The sequence below is a fragment of the Bradyrhizobium oligotrophicum S58 genome (genome assembly GCF_000344805.1).
Lineage (GTDB): Bacteria > Pseudomonadota > Alphaproteobacteria > Rhizobiales > Xanthobacteraceae > Bradyrhizobium > Bradyrhizobium oligotrophicum.
On sequence record NC_020453.1, the window covers coordinates 476,304 to 494,295 of the forward strand.

Below are 17,992 nucleotides of genomic sequence, written 5' to 3' on the forward strand. Positions count from 1 at the left end.
TCCCACGCCGGCGCAACGTCGATCCGTTCGCCGCCTTCAGCCGGACTTGACAGACGCCCCCCACTGCCGAGTAGCCAGAGCCGTCCTTCCGCAAAGACGGCGCGCTGGACCTGGGCATCCTGGGTTGCAGCGGCGGCACCGGCGAACCCGGTGAGTAGCGCAAGCGCCGTCAAGACGCGTCTCGTAGCGGTCATGGTCAAGTCGCGATATCTCGGCCGTTCGGGTCGGAGCCGTCAGATCGATACGATCGATTTGCGGCGGCGGGAAGCCGTCCGTGTCCTGACGCGACCAGCCGGCGCTGATGCGCGGCCGGCCGCCTTGATGTTCATCACCACGCATCGATGCTAAGCCTCACTCATGCCATGTCCCTGCGGATCACAGCTTCCGTTCGACCGCTGCTGCGGTCCTTATCTGCTTGGCGATGCGATGCCGCCGACGGCCGAGGCGCTGATGCGCTCGCGCTACACGGCCTATACGCGCGACGATATCGGCTACATCGCATCGACGCTCGCGGCCAGCCGCCGCAACGCGTTCGATGCAGTCGCGGCAAAGAGTTGGGCGACGCGGGCGACGTGGCTCGGCCTGCGCATCGTCTCGACCGCGCGTGGACAGGAGAGCGACGCCGACGGCGTCGTCAGCTTCGTTGCCACCTATCGCGAAGGCGGCAAGACCATCGAGCACCACGAGACGTCGCAATTCCGTCGCGACGACGACGGTGCCTGGCGCTTCGTCGAGGGCGACACGCGCGCCGTGGTCTCGGAGCCCAAGCGCGGCGGCGGTGCAGCGAAGGTCGGTCGCAATGACCCGTGCCCGTGCGGTAGCGGCAGGAAATATAAGTTCTGCTGCGGACGCTGAGCCGTCTAAAATCTCAATTGCTGTTTTGCAGAAATTGCGATTGTATCCTCGCATCCCGTCCTCATGCAAAGGGGTGTACGCGTCGTCACGATACGTTGAGGCGGGGAGCGGTGGCCGTTTGCTTGTCAGGTGCTTTTGCGCTGGACGATTGGCAGCTTGCGGACGTTCAAGCCGTGTGGTCCTGGCGCCCCGACGCTGGCGCTAAGTACGCGTGACATGACATGTCGCGCTGATGACGGGGGCAACCAAGCCGGTCCCCGGGGAGAGCACGGAGCAGACGTTAAGACTATCGCGCAGGGAGGGCCGGGCTGTCCGGCTGGACCTGTGGTACCTGCCGCCTGCATTTTTTCTGCAGGCGGGCCACGGGCCTCAGTCGAGGTCCGGCCTTCCCTGCGCCCTCGCACCTTGAGAGCGCGAATGAATTGCAGAGCTCGGGCGCGAACGTGCCGCGTGAACGATTGCGGCTGCCTCGTTTCGATGGGTTGCTGAAGCGCTCGTCGCGCTGGATGAGCAGCCCGGAGAACCTCTCCGCGCGGCCTTGACTCCGCCCAACCCGGCTGGCCTTAGAGAGCGGGGGATTCCAAACGAGGATGGTATCAGGTGGCGGAATTGGACGGTCAGGTCCTGCAGGACCAGCATGAGCAGCCGCGAGCCGCATCAACGCAGGCGCCAGCGCCGACAACGTTGTCACCGCGCAAGGCCGCCATCCTCGACCACGCCAACCGTTTTGCCGATGCGCGGGCCGGCTGGCGCGACAAGGCCTCCTTCTTTCACGGCGAGGACGCCTGCTATCTGCGCTTCCTGATCCCGCCGGGCAGTCGCGTGCTGGAGATCGGCTGCGGCCTCGGCGACACGCTTGCGTCGCTGGCGCCGTCCTACGGCGTCGGCATCGATTTCAGCGACAGGCAGATCGCGATCGCCCGCACGCGGCATCCCGGGCTCACCTTCGTCGTGGGCGATGCCGAGGACCCGGCGACGCTCGCCGCCGTCACCGGGCCATTCGACGTCATCCTGGTGCTCGACACCATCGGCTCGCTCGACGACTGCCAGCAGTTCATCGAACAACTGCACCCTTTGTGCACGCGCGAGACGCGGCTCGTGATCGGCTACTTCTCGCACCTCTGGTATCCGCTCCTGAAGGCGGCGGAAGCTGCGGGCCTGCGTATGCCGCAGCCCGAGCAGAACGTGCTGTCGCCGGCCGACCTGCGCAACCTCGCTGTTCTCGCCGATTTCGATCCGGTCAAGTCCGAGCAGCGCGTGCTGTCGCCGCTGCGGCTGTACGGCCTCGGCCGTTTCGCCAACCGCTTTCTCAGCGTGCTGCCGGGCCTGCGCGCGCTGGCGCTGCGGCACTATCTGGTGTCGCGGTCGCTGCGCTGCGTGACCGACGACGTGCGCTCGGCGACAGTCGTGATCCCCGCGCGCAACGAGCGCGGCAACATCGCGCCGGCGGTGCAGCGCATCGCCGCATTCTGCAAGGATATCGAGATCATCTTCATCGAGGGCCACAGCAAGGACGGCACCTATGAGGAGATGGAGCGGGTGCGTGCGGCGTTCCCCGATCACGACATCAAGCTGATGCGCCAACCCGGCAAGGGCAAGGCCGACGCGGTGTTCACCGCGTTCGATGCCGCGCGCGGCGACGTGCTGATGATCCTCGATGCCGACCTGACGATGCCGCCGGAGCAACTGCCGAAATTCTTCGATGCGCTGCGCTCCGGCAAGGGCGAGTTCATCAACGGCTCACGGCTGGTCTATCCGATGGACGAGGGCGCGATGCGCTTCCTCAATCTGATCGCCAACAAGACCTTCTCCTATCTGTTCTCCTGGCTGCTCAACCAGCGCTACACCGACACCCTATGCGGCACCAAGGTGCTGCGCCGCAGCGACTATGTCAGGCTCAAGGCCGGCAAGGCCTATTTCGGCGATTTCGATCCGTTCGGCGATTTCGACCTGATCTTCGGCGCCTCGAAATTGAACCTGAAGTCGATCGACCTGCCGATCCGCTACGCCGCGCGCTGCTACGGCGAGACCCAGATCTCGCGCTTCCGCCACGGCTGGATGCTGCTCAAGATGGTCGTGTTCGCGTTCTTCAAGATCAAGGCGATCTGAGGATGGCCACCGGCGCCGCTGCGGTCGTCGCCTCTCCCCGCGCGACAGCCGGCACGCCACGCGACCCGCTCGACCGCCTGACGCCGTTCGGCTGGCGCGGCGGTGTCGCGGCTGCGCTGCTGCTGTCGCTCATGTCGTTCCTGATCGTCGGCTATTTCACCGTCTATTGGCGCAATGCCGACATGGACTTCATGGTGGTCTACAACGCACTCGCCATGAATGATGGCGGCGCGCAGGCCTTCTTCGATCATCCGGCCTATCTCACCATCCTCTCGGTCGAGACCTGGTTCGCGCTGCTGCATCGACTTGGCCTGCTCGATGCCTGGACGTTGTCGGCGATCCCCACAGATCGCGCCGGTTTCGACGCGGCGATGACCAGTGCCGTCCATGCCGGACGCGTCGCCGCGCTGCTGATGGCGGCCGGCATCATCCTGGCCTTTGCTTGGGCCGCGCGCCGGCTCGTGTCGGATTGGCGCATCGCCCTGCTCGCTGTTACCGCCTTTGCGTTCTCCGGCGGCGTGCAGATGCATCTGCGCATCCTGCGCAGCGAGATGATCGCCGCGTCGTTCTGCGTGCTCGCGCTGATGATCCTGATCTTGGTGGCGCGCCGCGCGACGCCGTGGCGGCCACTCGCGATCGGCTTCGCAGCTGCGCTCTGCATGCTCGGCCTCGAGAACAAGGTCCATGCGATCCTCCTGATCGCCGCGCTTCCCGTGCTGGTGCTGCCGTTCGGCACGGCGACGAGCGGCAGCGTCGCGTTCTGGCGCACGCCGCGCGCCTGGGCCGCGGTCCTGGTCGCGGCGGTCGCCGCGCTGCTCGCAGGGATCGCTGCCTGGCCCCTGATCGCCGCCGGCCTCGATCCGGTCCATGCGACGGCTGCCGGCCTCAAGCCGATGCTGCTCGGCCGCTTCGGTGTCTATCAGTTCGCATTGATCGGCGTGATCGCGGCCTGCACGGTCGTTTTCGCGTGGCTGTGGCGCGTGAGCGCAACCGAGACGCTTGCGGCGCTGCTGGCGGTGATCGCCGGCGCAAGCCTCGGCCTGCTCGCGCTGACTCTGAGCTACGACATCAACGATGTCGTGGTCGTGCTCAATCCGCTGGAGAAGATGATCACCTATGTCGACGCGCCCGAGGCCGCCGGCAGCCTGAGCGGTGCGATCGGCCTGTTGCTGTCCGGGCTGTTCGGGGTCATCAGGCGCTACACCTTCGTGCTGCAGCCGTCGGCGCGGCCTACGGTGTTCCTGACCTGGCTGATCATCCCCGGCATCGTCATGGCCTGGCGCCGCGGTGAGCGGCAGGTGGCTCTCCAGGCCATTCTCCTGATGCTCGCTGCCATCGGCATCGACACGCTCGGCGTCCGGCGCGGGCTGAAGGTCGAGTACTTCGTCTTCACCGATCCGCTGATCATCATCGCCGGGATGATCCTGCTCGATCAGCTGTCGGACCTGCGCTTCTCCCGCTTCGCCTATCCGATCGGTGCGGCGCTGCTCGCGCTCCATGTCGGGATCAGCCAGGCCGAGCCGGTCAAGATGGCGCTCAAGCGCAAGGGGCCCGAGGAGGTCTGCGAGTGGCGCGGCTACTACATGCCTCGGCTGGCGCTGCCCTGGTGTGCGCCGCCGAACAGCCCGCCGAGAATGTGATGGCCGAGGGTCGGGATCGTCACGACGATCCCGATCGCACCCTGCGGCGCGGCTTCACCGGCGCGAAGATCGCCGCGAGATCGGCGCCGTCCGGCGCCGTGGACTCGTCGAGCCGCAGCCGGCCCTCGACATGCAGGAAGTGCTCGCGCGACACCGCGATCGCGCGCATCAGGTCGCGCTCGCGCAGCGCCGCCACGATCGCGCCGTGCTCGTCGACCGCGCAGATCGATTGCGCCGCCGGCTCGTACACCGACACCATCACCGAGGAGCGGCTGAGCAGGTCGGCGAGCATCCGCGACAATTCGCCATTGCCGATGGAATCGACGAGATGGACATGGAATGCGCCCGACAGCCGCACCGACGCCGCGCGATCGCCGCGCCGTGCCGCCGCGTGCTCTTCGGCCAGATGTGCGTCGAGCCGGGCGAGCAGCAGATCGTCGATCCGCAGCACCAGCTGGCTCAGCACGCCGGCCTCGAGCACGCGATGCGCCTCGTAGACCCGCCTGACGTCATCGAGCGTCGGGCGCGGCACCCGCGCGCCGCGGTTCGGGATCATCTCCAGCCGCCGCTCGGCGCCGAGCCGGTGCAGCACCTTGCGGATGCGCTCGCGCGAAACGCCGAAGATCGCGGCCAGCGGCGTCTCGGCGAGCTTGGTGCCGGCTCTCAGCTTGCCATCGAGGAGCGCGCGCAGAATGGCCTGATACACCGCCTCGTCCTCGGCGGGATTGGCCTTCCCGATTCGCTGCGGTCGCATCGCCATGGCGATTTAGCTAGGCCCAAAGCCGCGGCACGTCACCTCCAAAAAATGTGCACATTCTGCTCCGCAGGGGTCAGTGGGTCGGCAATAGAATATGTTCAATCGCTTGATCCCACAGCCAAATATAAAAATGTGCACATTTGGCACGTCGCTTGCTGAGCCTCGTTCGTACGCCTCGCGACAGCTCACACGGGATCCTCTCATGCACCCCTTCTCCCGACGCAGCCTGCTGAAGACCGGTGCGGCCTTTGCCGCCACCTTTGCCGCGCCATCGCTGGTGCGCGCCGCCCCGAAAGAGATCGTGATCGGCGGTCCCGCCGGTGCCGCCAAATATTTCAACGCCGATCTGTTTCCGGTCCTGGAGAAGAAGCTCGACTGCAAGGTGCTCTATGAGGGCACCAACTCGCTGACCAATCTGCAGAAGATGCAGGCCGACAAGGCCAGTCCGAAGATCTCGGTCGTGATCATGGACGATCCCGTCATGCTGCCCGCGGCAGCCGAAGGGTTGATCACCAAAATGTCGTCCTCCAGCATTGCCAATCTCGGCAGACTGGTCGACGGCGCCGTGCACCAGGACGGCCTGTGGGCCAACTACCAGAAGCCCTGGGCCGGCATCGCCTATTCCAGCAAGCGCATGAAGACGGCGCCGGTGAGCTGGGCCGATCTGTGGGACGCGAAATACGAGTCCAAGATCATCGTGCCGTCGCTGTCCAACACCGAGGGCTTCTGGACCCTGCTCGCGGCTGCGCATCTCGAGACCGGCAAGCCCTACAAGGAGGCGCAATACGATATCGACGCCGCCTTCAAGAAGGTGAAGAGCCTCAAGGCCAATCTGCTGAACGTCTATACGAATGCGCCGCAGGCCATCAATCTGCTCGAGCAGGGCGAGGCGTGGATGATCGGCGGCCAGTTCTCCGCCTACACCTTGATCCGCAAAGCCGACGGCTCGCCGGTCGATCTCGCGATCCCCGCAGATGGCGGCTTCGCCATGCCCTCCGGCATCGCCAAGGTGACGAACGGCCCGGCCGGTGATGTCGCCGATGCCGTGATCGATTTCTTCCTCAGCCCGGAGGCGCAGACCATCCTCGCCGACAAGGCGTTCGTCGCACCGACCAACCAGGGCACGCCGCGTCCCGCCGGCTTCCCTGATCCGGCACAACTGTTCGCACCGGACTGGGCGTTCTTCGCCAAGAACCGCGCCGGCTGGGTCGACCGCTGGAGCAAGGAGATGACATGAGCGCCGCGCCGCATCTCGTCATCAGCGGAGTCTCCAAGCGTTTTGGCGCATCAACCGTGCTCGATCGCGTTGATCTCACGATCCGGCGCGGCGAGCTGGTGACGCTTCTCGGCCCGTCCGGCTGCGGCAAGACCACGCTGCTGCGCGCGATTGCAGGGCTGGCGCCGCCAGACAGCGGCACGATCGCGCTCGCCGGGCGCGACGTCACCCATGTGCCGCCGCATCGGCGCAATGTCGGCGTGGTGTTCCAGAGCTACGCGCTGTTTCCGCATCTCACCGTCGCCGGCAACGTTGCCTTCGGGCTGAAGGTGCGCGGCACGCCGAAGGCCGAGATCGATCGCGCGGTGCAGCGCGCATTGTCGCTGGTCAAGCTCGGTCATCTCGGCGGCCGCCGCATCTCGGCGCTGTCGGGCGGCCAGCAGCAGCGCGTCGCGTTGGCGCGCGCGATTGCGGTCGAGCCGGACGTGCTCTTGTTCGACGAGGCGCTGTCGGCGCTCGATCGCAAGCTGCGCGAGGAGATGCAGGTCGAGTTGCGCCGGCTGCTGCAGGAGGTCAAGGCCACCGCGATCTTTGTCACCCACGACCAGGACGAGGCGCTGACGATGTCGGATCGCGTCGCGGTCATGAACAAGGGCCGCATCGAGCAGCTGGCCGCGCCGCGCGAGCTCTACGCACGTCCGGCAAGCCTGTTCGCGCTCAATTTCGTCGGATTGTCGACGCGCATCTTGGGCCAGGTCGTCGGGATTCAGGACGGTACGGTCGAGGTGGTCACTCCGGTCGGCCGGCTGTCGGCGCGTGGCGCGTTCCAGCCCGGCGCCTCGGTGATCGTGGCGACGCGGCCGGAGCAGCTGCGTCTTGGCACGGAGGCCGGCGCGAATGCGGCGAGCGGCCGGGTGCGCTCGGTCGTGTTCCAGGGCTCGCGGACGCTGGTCGACGTCGATGCCGGCGCCGGTGCGAGCCTGCTCGCCGAGCTGTCGGGACGCGAGGCGGAGGTGCCGCGGGTGCACGACGAGGTCCGCTTCGCCTGGCCGGTGTCCGAGACCTTCGCCTTCGCCGCGGAGGCCTCATCATGACCGAGGCCGTGCTGTCGGCGCCTGTCGTCAAGCCCGCGCCGGATCGCGAGCGGCTGGCCGCATTCGGCTTCATCGCACCTTCCATGCTGATCATTGCGCTGGTGTTCGTGCTGCCGCTGGCGCTGCTGCTCGGCGTCAGCGTGCTCGATGCCAAGGGCGGCATCAATTCGGCGAACTACACGAGGCTGCTCGGCACGCCCTATTATCTCGGCGTGATCTGGAATTCGCTGCGGCTCGGCCTGCTGACGACCCTGATCGCGTTTCTCGTCTCCTATCCCGCCGCCTTTGCCCTCGCCCGCGCCCGCGGGCCGTTGCGCTCGACGCTGCTGGCGACGCTGTTCCTGCCGCTTGCGGCCTCGGTCATCGTCAAGGCGTTCGCCTGGACCATCCTCTTGCGCGGCGACGGCCTCATCAACACGGTGCTGATCACGCTCGGGATCATCGAGGATCCGATCCGCATGATCTTCACCCAGACCGCGCTGATCACAGGTGCCGTCAACATCTTCCTGCCGTTCATGGTGCTGCCGATCTACGCCGTGGTGGCGCAGCTCGACGGCCGCTACGCCGAGGCCGCTGCGACGCTCGGCGCCTCGCCCATTGTCGTCTTCTTCCGTGTCATCCTGCCGCTGACTCTGCCCGGCATCATCGCCGGCGTGGCGCTGGTGTTCTCGCTGTCGGTGTCGGCCTATGTCGTTCCGATGCTCCTGATCGGCGAGAAATATCCGACGCTCGCCACCACCATCGCCAAGGCCTATCTGCTGGCGCGCGAGCCCGGCTTCGGCGCCGCCGCCGGCGTCGTGCTGCTGGCGATCGCCGTGATCGTGGTTGCGCTCAGTACGCTATTGTCGCGGGAGCCCAAATGATATCGCGCGTTGCAGCCGTCATCTGCTGGGTGCTTGCGATCGGGCTGGCGCTGTTCCTGGTGCTGCCGTTGATCGTGATCGCCGCCGCAAGTTTTTCGCCGACGCCGGTGTTCGACCTGCCGCTGTCAGGCGCATCGCTGCGCTGGTACGGCCGCATCGGCCGGCTCGACGGCTTCTGGCCGTCGCTGTCGTTGTCGCTGCAGATCGCAGTCTTGTCGACCGCGTTGTCGCTGGTCGCCGGCACACTCGCGGCCATCGCGATCGCCCGTGGCAGGCTGCCGGGCGCGACAGCGCTGGGCACGCTGCTGGTGTCGCCCTTGATGATGCCCGGCCTCGTGCTCGGCATCGCGCTGCTGCAGTATTTCCGCATGATCGGCTTCACGGCCACTTGGAGCGCGCTGCTCGTCGCGCATCTCGTGGTGACCCTTCCTTACGTCGCGCGCACCATGATCGCAGGTCTTTCACGTTTCGACTTCACCCTGGTCGAAGCCGCGCGTACGCTCGGCTGCACCTATGCCGGCGGCGTGCTGCGCGTCATGGTGCCGGCGCTGGCGCCGTCGTTCCTGATCGCCGGCCTGTTCAGCCTGCTGGCCTCGTTCGACAACTATCCAGTCTCGATCTTCCTCACCGATGTGCGCTCGAAGACGTTGCCGATCCGCATGCTGCAATATATCGAGGAGGCGCCCGATCCGACCTTGGCCGCGCTCTCCACCCTCATTCTCGCCGGCACCTTGGTGCTGCTGCTGATCAGCGATCGCCTGGTCGGCCTGCATCGCATGGCCGGAACTGGGGATTGACAGGATGAGCTCACCGCCTGCCGCACATCGCGATCTCCGGGGCTATGCCGGCCAGCCCCCGCATCCGCGCTGGCCGAACGACGCCCGCGTCGCGGTGTCGCTGGTGGTGAATTTCGAGGAGGGCTCGGAGTTCTCGGTGTCAGACGGCGATGCCGGCAACGAGGCGATCTACGAGGTCGTGCACCGGCTCGACGGACCGGACCCCTGCATCGACAGCCATTTCGAATACGGCACGCGCGCCGCGTGGTGGCGCATCATGGACCTGTTCGACACGCACGGCGTCAAGGTGACGGTCAGCGCCTGCGGCCGTGCGGTGGAGCGCTCGCCGGAACTCGCTTGTGATGCGGTCGCGCGCGGCCACGAGGTGTCGGCGCATGGCTGGCGCTGGCAGAGCCATGCCGGCATGAGCGAGACGGAAGAGCGCGAGATCATCGCGCGCTCCGTCGAGACGATCCAGCGCGTCACCGGCAAACCGCCGCTTGGTTGGCACACGCGCTCGGCGAGCTCGCTCCACACACGTCGGCTGCTGGTCGAGCAGGGCGGCTTCCTCTACGACAGCGACGCCTACAATGACGACCTGCCGTATTACGTCGCTGTCGGCGGCCGGCCGCATCTGGTGCTGCCCTACGCCTTCGACAGCAACGACATGCAATTCTTCAATGGCTCGCGCTTCCGCGGCGCCGACTTCGCCGACTACGTCATCGACGCCTTCGACTGGCTCGTGCGCGAGGGCGAGACAGCGCCGAAGATGCTCTCGATCGGGCTGCATCTGCGCATGATCGGCCGCCCCGGCCGGATCGGCGCGCTCGACCGTATCCTCGCGCATGTCACGTCGAGCGGCACCGCCTGGATCGCCCCGCGCGCCGATATCGCCCGGCACTGGCTGGTGACCGTGCCGCCGGTGTCGTGAGGCGTCAGTCGTCGTTGGCGATGTCCTCATCCATCAGCGGCACCTCGATGGTGCCGCCCTCGCCGGTCGCGAGGTCGCGCTCGTCGTCGATCGGCGTGCCATCCCGCTCCTCGGTATCGAGCGGCCAAACTCCGCGGTCATGTCCGTTGCGTGGTGTCATGGATCGTCCTCCCGCGAGGATAAGACCGGGCCCGCGCAATGGTTCATGCTGTCAGCGCAAGGCTGCGGCGGACTGGCGCAGGCCGGCTCCGTCACCTACATCTGCGTCATGGTCGACCCTCTCGCGCTGAAATCCTTTATCGACAGTCACAGCCGCATCGTCGTGCTGACCGGCGCCGGCTGCAGCACCAATTCCGGCATTCCCGATTACCGCGACACCGACGGGCAGTGGAAGCGCACGCCGCCGGTGACCTACCAGGCCTTCATCGGCAGCGAGGAGACGCGCCGCCGCTACTGGGCACGCAGCATGGTCGGCTGGCGGCGTTTCGGCCGCGCACAGCCGAACGGCGCGCATCACGCGCTGGCGCAGCTGGAAGCGCAGGGCCGCTGCTCGCTGCTGGTGACGCAGAATGTCGACCGGCTGCACCAGGCCGCCGGCACCAGCAACGTCATCGATCTGCATGGACGGCTGGATCGCGTGCGCTGCCTCGGTTGCGGCGAGACGCTCGCGCGGGCCGCGTTCCAGGACGACCTCAGCAGCGTCAATCCGCATTGGCTTGCGCACGATGCAACTGATGCGCCCGATGGTGACGCCGATCTCGACGGCGTGAATTTCGCTGATTTCGTCGTGCCGGCCTGCCATGGCTGCGACGGCATTCTCAAGCCGGATGTGGTGTTCTTCGGCGAGACCGTGCCGCGCGAGGTCGTCGCCACGGCGCGCGATCATGTCGATAAGGCCGACGCCATGCTCGTGGTCGGCACCTCGCTGATGGTCTATTCCGGCTTCCGCTTCGTCCGCGCCGCCGCCGACCGCGCCATCCCCATCGCCGCCGTCAATCTCGGCCGCACACGCGCGGATGATCTGCTGTCGCTGAAGGTGGAGGCGCCATGCGATGAGGCGCTGGCGTTTTTGCTGGAGGGGTAGGGCGAGTACGACACGCGAGTGAGCAGTGATGAACTCGAGTGAGTGAGACGGAAGCTCTCGCCGCCTGCTCAGTGCACCTCGCCCCGCTTGCGGGGAGAGGTCGGATTGCATCGAAAGATGCAATCCGGGTGAGGGGGGACAGGTCTCACCAAATACACCACTCGCGCGGCTGCCCTCACCCCAACCCTCTCAGCGCGAGCGAACTCGTCGCGACCCCGTAAGAACGGGGCGAGGGAGCTCACCGTCTTTGGCGCTAAAGCTCGGCTTACACGCGCGCGCAACTCATCGCGATTGCGGGCGCTCGCGGTTCTCGATGCGGTCCTTGTTGTTGACCTGCTCGTCTTCCGGCTTCACCACATCCACCGTCTTGCCGGACTGATTGCCGGGATTGTAGTGATACTGCCCTTCCTGCTTCTCGCCGGGCTGCTTCTGGTTCGGATTGACATTGTCGGCCATGACGCTCTCCTCGGGACTCTCCCGTTGTGAGCGACAACGGAGCCGGGCGGTGGATGGTTCCGGCCATCCTGTTCCCAGCCTTAGGCCCCCGTCACGCGCCAGATGCAGTTGCCGACGTCGTCCGCGACCAGCAGCGCGCCATCCGGACCCAGCGTCACGCCGACCGGGCGGCCATAGGAGAAGCTCTCGTCGGGTGCGAGGAAGCCGGACAAAATGTCGCGCGCCGGGCCCGACGGCTTGCCGTTCTCGAACGGGATGAACACCACGCGATAGCCGGACAGCTTGCTGCGGTTCCACGAGCCGTGCTGGCCGATCACCATGCCATCCGGAAACCCGGGCAGGGTGCCTGCCGGCAGCCAGCACAGGCCGAGCGAGGCGGTGTGTCCGCCGAGCGCGTAGTCCGGCGTCAGCGCGGTCGCGACCTGCGCAGGGTCCTGCGGCACGCGGTCGTCGACCGTCTTGCCCCAATAGCAATACGGCCAGCCATAGAAGCCGCCCTCGCGCACGGACGTGAGATAGTCCGGCGGGGTCTCGTCGCCGAGCCCGTCGCGCTCGTTGACGACGGTCCACAGCACCTTCGTCGTCGGCTCGAACGCCAGCCCCACCGCGTTGCGCAGGCCGCCGGCGAAGATACGCGACTGCCCGCTCACAATGTCCAGCTCATAGACGCAGGCGCGGCCCTCCTCGACGGCAAAACCCTGCTCGGCGATGTTGGTGAGCGAGCCGACGCCGGCGTAGAGCTTGCTGCCGTCGGGGCTGACCAGCAGGCTGCGCGTCCAGTGCCCGCCCGGCTTGAAGTGGGTCAGTTGCTTGCCCTGCGCGGTGATGCGCTCCGCGCCTTGGGCATAGGGGAAGGCGACGATGCCGTCGGTGTTGCCGACATAGAAGGTGTCGCCGACCAGCGCCATGCCGAACGGCTGGCTCAGGTTCTCCATGAACGCATTGCGGCGCTCGGCGGTGCCGTCGCCATCGGCATCGACCAGTCGGGTGATGCGGTTGGCGCTGACGCCCAGCGCAGCGGCGCGGCGCATCGTCGCCTGCATCGCATAGCCGAACATGTTGCGCACCGGGCTCGGCACCTGCGTCGCCTCGGCGATCAGCACCGATCTGTCCGGCATCACATAGATCCAGCGCGGATGGTCGAGCCCGGTGGCGAAGGCGTTCACTTTGAGTCCCGCCGCCGCCACCGGCGTCTCGCCGTCCTTCCAGCCGCGCGCCGTCGGCATCTTCAAGGTCGGCAGCATCCCCTGCGGCTTGGCCACCGGAATCTGCGGCTGCGCCCCCCACGCCGGCTGCGGCGTCTCCCCCTGCAACTTGCGCCACTGCAGCGCCGCATTGCCAACCAGCGCGACACCGCGCGCGACGATGGAAGAGAGGGTTGTCATGGGAGTCCTTGGGCTGGGGCAGACGGATGTGGTGAGCGGCCATCGGGCGATGACAAAAAGACCAAGCCGTTATGATCTACCACGCCCACCGTGACAACTGCGTGCGCCGCGGATGGGGGCTGCGGAACCTGAGGCGTACGCCAGCCATCAAGCGAGCTGCCAGCGCTCCCTCCCGCGCGCCGCAATCGCGCCTACCATGTCAGTCCAAATTCGCCGGCTGCAATTTCTCTCTTGCTATTTTTCCGAAATCATGATCTTATCCGCGCATCCCGTCCTCATGCAGAGGGGCGTACGCGTCGTCACGATACGTAGAGGCGGGGAGCGGTGGCCGCGGGCCTGTCAGGTGCTTTTGCGCTGGACGATTGGCAGCTTGCGGACGTTCAAGCCGTGTGGTCCTGGCGCCCCGATGCTGGCGCTAAGTCGGCGTGACATGACGTGTCGCGCTGATGACGGGGGCAAACAAGCCCGGTCCCCGGGGAGAGCACGGAGCAGACGTTAAACCCATCGCGCAGGGAGGGCCGGGCTGTCCGGCTGACCTGTGGTTCCTGCCCCGTGCAATTTTTCCGCACGGGGGCCACGGGCCTCAGTCGAGGTCCGGCCTTCCCTGCGCCCTCGGCATTCTCGGGGGGCTTTGATGAGCATGATCTCGGGTGCGGAAGCGCTGCGGGAGGTTTTGGTGTGTCCGGGGGAATGGTAGGCGATGCGACCTATCAGCGTCTGCGCGGCTGGTGCGATCATCCAATGTGTGGGTCGACAATGTGAGCCGCTCTCTCGCGACGCGGGCGGTGCGCTCCCTCGCCCCGCTCTTGCGGGGAGAGGGTTGGGGTGAGGGGCAGCCGCACGGGAAGTGTATGTGGTGAGACCTGTACCCCCTCAGCCGGATCGCATCTGGCGATGCGATCCGACCTCTCCCCGCAGGCGGGGCGAGGTACACCGTGCTCGCCGCGTGAGGCGGGCTCAAACGAGGAGGCAGGGGAGATTGCAGTGACGACATCACCGGCGCGCCGTCGCCGCAGCCGTGGCGCCGTCATTGAATTGCGCTACAGTGGCGACGAGACGTGCGGCGTGCGGGAGTCGCGCGGCGGAGAGCAAGAGGAGGCGGATAGCGGCATGATGGGGTTGATCGTTCCAGGCGCGGTTGCGTCGCTGGTATCGGGTGTGTCGACGGCAAGCCCTACGACGACGCACATCGCTGCCTCAATATCCCTCGCTGCCACGCCCGGACTCTGCCGATGACCGCGCTCGACATGTCCGCCTTCACGCCACATGCGCTGCGCGAGAGCGTGCTCAACGAGGTGCATGCGCGGCCGTTCACGCCGCTGACGCAGCCGGTGTCGGTGATCCGCTTCGCCTTCATGGCCAAAGGCGACAGCGCCGTGGCCGATCGCGCCAGTCTCGCCGCGTTCTGTGCGCAGCACGGCGCGCCGCCGCCGGAGCCCGGGGTCAAGCATCATCAGCTCGTCGTCGGCGCGGCGCGGCTGCGCTGGGAGCAGCACGCCGAATTCGCCACCCTGACCTGGATCTGGAGCCCGCCGGACGCCGCGCCGCCGCGGCGCTTCGGCGCGATCGCGCCGGAGTTGAAGACGCTGATATCGGCGCTGCCGCAGGCCGGCGAGCTGCTGGTCGCGGTCAAGCTCGAGGTCGAGAGCGTCGCCGATCCGCTGGCGCGCGCCGAGGCCGTGTTCGACAAGACCAGTCTCGCGCTGGTCGCGGTCAAGGGCTCCAGCGGCGCGGTCGCCTCCGACTTCCGCCTCGACGAGGACGGCTTCACCCGCATCCTGGTGTGCATCGAGGGCCCGACGCCGGAGCGGCTCGGCGCGCTGGTGCAGCGCGTGCTCGAGCTCGAGACCTATCGCACCTTGGCGCTGCTCGGCCTGCCCGCTGCGCTGGAGCTGGCGCCGCAGGTTGACCGCATCGAGCGGCGGCTCGGCGAGGTGCTGGAGGAGATGCAGGGCGCCGAGACGCTCAAGCTCAACAACCATCTGCTCACCGAGCTGACCGAGCTCGCCGCGTCGCTAGAGCGCGGCGCCACCGGCACGCTGTTTCGCTTCGGCGCCAGCCGCGCCTATTACGACCTGGTGCAGGCGCGGCTCAACGTGATCGAGGGCGAGCCGATCGCGCCCTATTCGAGCTGGTCGTCGTTCCTCGCCCGCCGCATTGCGCCGGCGATGCGCACCTTGAACGCTCTGGAAGGCCGGCAGTCCGAGCTGTCGCGCAAGCTGGCGCGCGCCGCGGATCTCCTGCGCACCCGCGTCGACGTCGAGCTGGAGGAGCAGAACCGCGACCTGCTGCGCTCGATGAACGAGCGCACCAAGCTGCAGCTGCGGCTGCAGAGCACGGTCGAAGGACTGTCGGTGGCCGCGATCGGCTACTACGTCGTCAGCCTGTTCGGCTATCTCGCCAAGGGCGCCCACGACATCGGCCTGCCGGTCGAACCGACCTTCGCCACCGCCGCCTTCGTGCCGGTCGCGATCGCGCTGATCTGGTTCACCACGCACCAGATCCGCAAGCGGCATCTGAAGGAAGACCATGAGGCGGAGAAGGTGGGCAAGGAGTGAAGGTCGGGTGCTTGCCAGCGCGCGGCGAGGCGGCTAAGCGGCGGGCTGGTCATGAAGAGGCGATGAGACGATGAGCGGAACGGCAATCGAATTCCTGGTTCACGCAAGCGGCGAGGCTTCGCGGCAGACGATCGCGCTGAGCCGCCTCGTCATCGCCGGCTGGACCGGGCGCGATCCGGTCGCGCGCGACAAGCACATCGCCGAACTGGAGGAGCTCGGCATCGCCCGACCCGCGACGACGCCGATCTACTACGAGGTCGCGGCCAGCCGGCTGACGACGGCCGAGAGCATCGAGGTCAGCGGCGGCGACTCCTCCGGCGAGGTCGAGTTCGTGCTGGTGAAATCCGGCGGCCGGCTGCTGGTCGGCGTCGGCTCCGATCACACCGACCGCAAGGTCGAGACCTACAACATCACCGTCTCCAAGCAGATGTGCGACAAGCCGGTCGCGCCCGAGCTGTGGCTGGTCGACGACGTCGCCGCGCATTGGGACCAGCTGCTGCTGCGCGCCTACGCGACCATCGACGGCGAGCGGGTCCTGTATCAGGAGGGCGCGCTGAGCGGCATGCTGGCGCCATCCGACCTGATCGCGCGCCGCTACGGCGATGCCGGCCTGCCCGAGGGCACCGCGATGTTCGGTGGCACCTTCGCGGCCAAGGGCGGCATCCGCCCCGCCGACCGCTTCGAGTTCGAGCTGGCCGATCCCGTGCTCGACCGTGTGATCCGCCATGGCTACGCAGTCACGCCGTTGCTCATCGCCGGCTGACGGAGGCGCGATCACGATCGCGTGCGGCGTGAGAGCGTTAACGAAGAGCCGCGGCGCGTCGTCGCGGCAAGGGCCTGTTAAGCAAGCTGGCCTAGCGTGTCGGAGTGTGCCGAAGCGAGACCATGGCTTTGTTCGTCGTTCTGGTCCGGCACGCATGTCGCAACATGAGACGCGAAGCGGTTGGAACATCCTTAACCGATCCTTACCTGATCATTGCGCATTCGACGGGTCGGAGGGCAAGGGCGATTAACTAGAAGTTTAGGATCGGGTTTGTGCGCGTGAACGTCTCCCTTAAGGGTTTGTTCAAATACCCCGGGAATTGGGAGAGTGCGATGCGCGTCGCGATCGTCCACGATTGGCTTTACGTTCTCGGCGGCGCCGAGAAGGTCCTGCAGGAGATCTTGCGCTGCTATCCCGGCGCCGATGTCTTCACGCTGTTCGACCTGCTCCGTCCCGAGGACCGCGCCAAGCTCGGATTCGAGACATCGCGGACCAGCTTCCTGCAGAAGATGCCGCTGCTGCGGAAGTACCACCGCTCCTATCTGCCGCTGATGCCGCTCGCCATCGAGCAACTCGACCTGTCGAGCTATGATCTCGTGATCTCCTCGAGCTGCGCGGTGGCCAAGGGCGTGCTGACCGGGCCGGAGCAGCTGCACATCGCCTATGTGCATTCGCCGATGCGCTATGCCTGGGATCTGCAGCACCAATATCTTCAGGAGAGCGGCTACGCCACCGGCGTGAAGGGCCTGATCGCCCGCGCGCTGTTGCACAAGATGCGAATCTGGGACGCCCGCACCGCCCACGGTCCGGACGCCATATTCACCAATTCGCAATTCGTCGCCCGCCGCATCAAGAAGATCTACGGCCGCGACGCCAAGGTGATCTACCCGCCAGTGACGATCGCGCAGCGCGCCGCGATCCTCCCCGTCGGCAACCACTTTCTCGCTGCGAGCCGGCTCGTGCCCTACAAGCGCATCGAGCCGATCGTGCGCGCCTTCAACACCATGCCGGATCTCGAGCTGGTCGTGGCCGGCGACGGCCCGGAGGCCGCGCGGCTGAAATCCATCGCGGGGCCGAACGTCAAGTTCGCCGGCTTCGTGCCCGACAAGCAACTCCGCGACCTCATGACCACCGCCCGCGCCTTCGTGTTCGCGGCGGAAGAGGATTTCGGCATCATCCCGGTCGAGGCACAGTCCGAAGGCGCTCCGGTTCTGGCGCTGGGCCGCGGCGGGGCGCGCGAATCGATCCTGACGACCGGACCGCGCCCGACCGGCATGTTCTTCGAGTCTCCCGAGCCCGAGGCGATCGCGACTTGCGTGCGGTCGTTCGTCGCCAGGGAGAAGTCGATCTCGCGTCTCGATTGCCGCCAGCGCGCCGGCTTCTTCTCGGCCGATCGCTTCCGCAGCCAGTTCGTCGCGGCGGTCAACGAGGAGGTCGACAATTTCCGTGCGGGACACCAGGGCCGCGCGACGCGGCTGATTGCGTAGTGTTGATATGTGGTGCGA

16 protein-coding genes are annotated in these 17,992 nt (G+C 66.9%); 12 read left to right on the top strand and 4 right to left on the bottom strand.

Features of this window, described 5'->3' with window-relative positions; translation table 11 throughout:
• Positions 1 to 357 precede the first annotated feature (357 nt).
• From S58_RS02250 to S58_RS02260, 3 genes are all read left to right on the top strand, one after another.
• On the top strand, positions 358 to 855 hold the full coding sequence (locus S58_RS02250) for a YchJ family protein (protein WP_042338576.1): 498 nt from the start codon (positions 358 to 360) through the stop codon (positions 853 to 855).
• 600 nt (positions 856 to 1,455) lie between these two features.
• Complete coding sequence (locus tag S58_RS02255) at positions 1,456 to 2,964, top strand: bifunctional class I SAM-dependent methyltransferase/glycosyltransferase family 2 protein (RefSeq protein WP_015663605.1); 1,509 nt, start codon at positions 1,456 to 1,458, stop codon at positions 2,962 to 2,964.
• 2 nt (positions 2,965 to 2,966) lie between these two features.
• Positions 2,967 to 4,604: a hypothetical protein gene (locus S58_RS02260; RefSeq protein ID WP_015663606.1), complete on the top strand. Its 1,638-nt coding sequence runs from the start codon at positions 2,967 to 2,969 to the stop codon at positions 4,602 to 4,604.
• Between the two features lie 19 nt (positions 4,605 to 4,623).
• Here the strand turns inward: S58_RS02260 and S58_RS02265 are convergent, their stop codons facing one another.
• Complete coding sequence (locus S58_RS02265; RefSeq protein WP_015663607.1) at positions 4,624 to 5,364, bottom strand: GntR family transcriptional regulator; 741 nt, start codon at positions 5,362 to 5,364, stop codon at positions 4,624 to 4,626.
• 199 nt (positions 5,365 to 5,563) lie between these two features.
• On the opposite strand from S58_RS02265, the gene S58_RS02270 reads away from it, so the two are divergent.
• The 5 genes from S58_RS02270 to S58_RS02290 are packed head-to-tail and all read left to right on the top strand — an operon-like array spanning position 5,564 to position 10,241.
• Complete coding sequence (locus tag S58_RS02270; protein ID WP_015663608.1) at positions 5,564 to 6,598, top strand: extracellular solute-binding protein; 1,035 nt, start codon at positions 5,564 to 5,566, stop codon at positions 6,596 to 6,598.
• Positions 6,595 to 7,671, top strand: coding sequence for an ABC transporter ATP-binding protein (locus S58_RS02275; RefSeq protein WP_015663609.1), 1,077 nt, complete (start codon positions 6,595 to 6,597; stop codon positions 7,669 to 7,671). The genes S58_RS02270 and S58_RS02275 overlap by 4 nt, the downstream gene beginning before the upstream one ends.
• On the top strand, positions 7,668 to 8,534 hold the full coding sequence (locus S58_RS02280; RefSeq protein WP_015663610.1) for an ABC transporter permease: 867 nt from the start codon (positions 7,668 to 7,670) through the stop codon (positions 8,532 to 8,534). Before S58_RS02275 ends, S58_RS02280 begins: the two co-directional genes overlap by 4 nt.
• Positions 8,531 to 9,331, top strand: coding sequence for an ABC transporter permease (locus S58_RS02285; protein ID WP_015663611.1), 801 nt, complete (start codon positions 8,531 to 8,533; stop codon positions 9,329 to 9,331). The genes S58_RS02280 and S58_RS02285 overlap by 4 nt, the downstream gene beginning before the upstream one ends.
• 4 nt (positions 9,332 to 9,335) lie before the next feature.
• Complete coding sequence (locus S58_RS02290) at positions 9,336 to 10,241, top strand: allantoinase PuuE (protein WP_015663612.1); 906 nt, start codon at positions 9,336 to 9,338, stop codon at positions 10,239 to 10,241.
• A 4-nt stretch (positions 10,242 to 10,245) separates the two neighbouring features.
• Here the strand turns inward: S58_RS02290 and S58_RS38340 are convergent, their stop codons facing one another.
• A complete protein-coding gene (locus tag S58_RS38340; protein ID WP_015663613.1) occupies positions 10,246 to 10,401 on the bottom strand; it encodes a hypothetical protein in 156 nt (51 codons plus the stop codon).
• Between the two features lie 45 nt (positions 10,402 to 10,446).
• Between S58_RS38340 and S58_RS02295 the strand changes: the two genes are divergently transcribed.
• Positions 10,447 to 11,325, top strand: coding sequence for an NAD-dependent protein deacetylase (locus S58_RS02295; protein WP_015663614.1), 879 nt, complete (start codon positions 10,447 to 10,449; stop codon positions 11,323 to 11,325).
• Positions 11,326 to 11,607: 282 nt separating this feature from the next.
• Here the strand turns inward: S58_RS02295 and S58_RS38345 are convergent, their stop codons facing one another.
• Both S58_RS38345 and S58_RS02300 read right to left on the bottom strand, forming a co-directional pair.
• Positions 11,608 to 11,781 carry a hypothetical protein gene (locus S58_RS38345; protein WP_015663615.1) on the bottom strand — a complete coding sequence of 58 codons (174 nt, stop codon included), beginning with the start codon at positions 11,779 to 11,781 and terminating at the stop codon, positions 11,608 to 11,610.
• An 80-nt stretch (positions 11,782 to 11,861) separates the two neighbouring features.
• Entirely contained in the window at positions 11,862 to 13,166 is a 1,305-nt protein-coding gene (locus tag S58_RS02300) for a PQQ-dependent sugar dehydrogenase (RefSeq protein ID WP_015663616.1), read from the bottom strand.
• 1,232 nt (positions 13,167 to 14,398) lie between these two features.
• On the opposite strand from S58_RS02300, the gene S58_RS02305 reads away from it, so the two are divergent.
• The 3 genes from S58_RS02305 to S58_RS02315 all read left to right on the top strand — a co-directional run bounded on the left by S58_RS02305 (position 14,399) and on the right by S58_RS02315 (position 17,974).
• The gene (locus S58_RS02305; RefSeq protein ID WP_015663618.1) at positions 14,399 to 15,724 is read left to right on the top strand and encodes a DUF3422 domain-containing protein; all 1,326 of its coding nucleotides are present in this window, start codon (positions 14,399 to 14,401) and stop codon (positions 15,722 to 15,724) included.
• A gap of 70 nt (positions 15,725 to 15,794) precedes the next feature.
• A complete protein-coding gene (locus tag S58_RS02310; RefSeq protein ID WP_015663619.1) occupies positions 15,795 to 16,487 on the top strand; it encodes a DUF2848 domain-containing protein in 693 nt (230 codons plus the stop codon).
• Positions 16,488 to 16,819: 332 nt separating this feature from the next.
• Entirely contained in the window at positions 16,820 to 17,974 is a 1,155-nt protein-coding gene (locus S58_RS02315) for a glycosyltransferase (protein ID WP_042338579.1), read from the top strand.
• Positions 17,975 to 17,992: the final 18 nt, after the last annotated feature.